This is a genomic window from Brevundimonas sp. (genome assembly GCF_041911375.1).
GTDB lineage: Bacteria > Pseudomonadota > Alphaproteobacteria > Caulobacterales > Caulobacteraceae > Brevundimonas.
The window spans coordinates 1-1,998 of record NZ_JAYRPA010000052.1 but is presented as its reverse complement, the minus strand read 5'-3'; the positions used below and the strand labels follow the sequence as shown (position 1 = coordinate 1,998).

At 69.1% G+C, this 1,998-nt stretch carries 1 protein-coding gene; it reads right to left on the bottom strand.

Translation table 11 applies throughout. The features are described from left to right. A partial coding sequence (gene cphA, locus ACE3PU_RS09825; protein WP_374389199.1) for a cyanophycin synthetase occupies positions 1-1,995 on the bottom strand: 1,995 nt, incomplete at its 3' end. Between the last annotated feature and the right edge of the window lie 3 nt (positions 1,996-1,998).

Genomic DNA, 1,998 nt, shown 5'->3' with positions numbered 1-1,998 from the left:
GGCCGGCTTCCGGGCCGGCTGCGGATTCTTGGCGCGCTGCGCGAGCAGGGTGGCCGGGTCGGGAAGGGCGAGGCCGAAGGTCTTGACCCCCGTCGTCAGCACGTCCTGGCTGAGGCCGAGCGCCCAGCCGGCAGCGACGCCGGCCAGCACGTTGGCGATTTTCGGAGGCGCCTTGGCCTTGCCGATGTAGGGGGCGTCCACCAGGCGGCAGAGCCTGATCTCGTCGCTGCCCGAGCGCAGGACGATGCGGTTGTCGGCCACGGTGACCCCGCGCTTGCCGGCCGCCAGGTGGGCGACCAGCACCGGGTTGGCGGCATCGCAGGCGAAGAAGATCACTTCGCCGTCGCACAGTTCGGCGAAGTCGGCGACCAGTTCGTCTTCGGCGTTTAGGACGGCGTGGCCGTCCGGCAGCACGACGTCGACCTGGGTGCGGAAGATCGAGCGGTGCGTCGTGTAGTACTCGCCGCCGGTCGGCTGCACGTCCCAGCGTGCGAGATCCTCGTCGGCAGGCACGATGTTGGTGATGACGCCGACCGCGCAGCGATCGTAGGACAGCCCCTGGCCGAGTATCACGTCGGCGCCGTTCTCGATCACCGCCGCCTCGACGGCGCGGTTGAGCAGCAGGCGACGGCCGCCTTCCCAGTTCGCGGCACTGGTCTTCTGGACCTGGCGGCGGCCGAGGAAGATGCCGTCGCGGCAGGCGAGGCCGACGTACTGGGCGGAGAGGTAGAGCAGGCGGGCGATCAGCTTGGCGACGGCGTTGGTGCCGTGCGTGCCGCTGACGCCGACCAGCGGGACGCGGCCGGACTGGCCGGCGGCGAACAGGTTGTCGACGATGGCCTGGCCGACCGGACGCGGCTTGCCGATGCCCGGCTTGATGTGCATCAGCAGGCTGGGGCCGGCGTTGACCTCGACGATGGCGCCGCCCTGGCTGGCCAGCGGCTGCGAAATGTCCTGGCAGACGAGATCGATGCCGGCGATGTCGAGGCCGACGACGCGGGCGGCCAGCGAGGCGACGGCGGCGGTGTCGGGATGGACTTCGTCGGTGCAGTCGAAGGCGTGGTTGGCGTTGCGCTGGATCAGCACTTCGCGGCCAGCTTCCGGCACGCTGTCGGCGGTCAGCTTCTGGCGATCCAGTTCCATCTGGGCAGCCGTGTCGATGCGGATGATGGACAGCGGATGCAGCTCCGTCGTGCCACGGCGCGGGTCGATATTGATCTGGGTGTCGATCAGCGTCTGCACGGTCGATTTGCCGTCACCCGTGACGGTGATCAGGTCGCTGCGATTGGCGGCGACCAGCTTGCCGCCGATGACCAGCAGGCGGTGTTCGATGCCCTGGATGGAGCGCTCGACGAGCACGCCGGAGCCTTCCTCGACGGCGATGGCGTAGGCCTTGCGCACGTCGTCGGCGCTCTTCAGGTCGATGAAGACGCCGCGGCCGTGGTTGCCGTCGGTCGGCTTGACGACCACCGGGTAACCGATGTCCTCGGCGGCCTCGCAGGCGTCGTCGGCGTCGTCGACCTCGCGGCCTTCCGGAACCGGCACGCCGACCGAGGAGATCAGTTCCTTGGTCAGGTCCTTGTCGCGCGAGATGGTTTCGGCGATGGCGCTGGTCTGGTCCGTTTCGGCCGTCCAGATGCGGCGCATCGCGGCGCCGTAGCCGAGCTGGACGAGGTTGCCGTCGTCGAGCAGGCGGATGTGCGGGATCTTGCGCGCCTCGGCGGCATTGACGATGGCGGCGGTCGACGGGCCGAGGTACTTGCGGTCTACCTTGCGGCGCAAGGGCCTGATCGCCTCGGCGAGATCGAAGGGTTCGTCGTGGATGGCGGCGAGCAGCAGTTCGCGGCCGATGTCCAGGGCCAGGCGGGTGCATTCCTCGTGGAAGTTGCTGACCACCAGCTTGTAGACGCCGCGCGTCGTCGTTTCGCGGGTGCGCCCGAAACCGTCGGGCAGCCCGGCCTGGGTCATCAGTTCGAGAACGACGTGTTCGAGGATGTG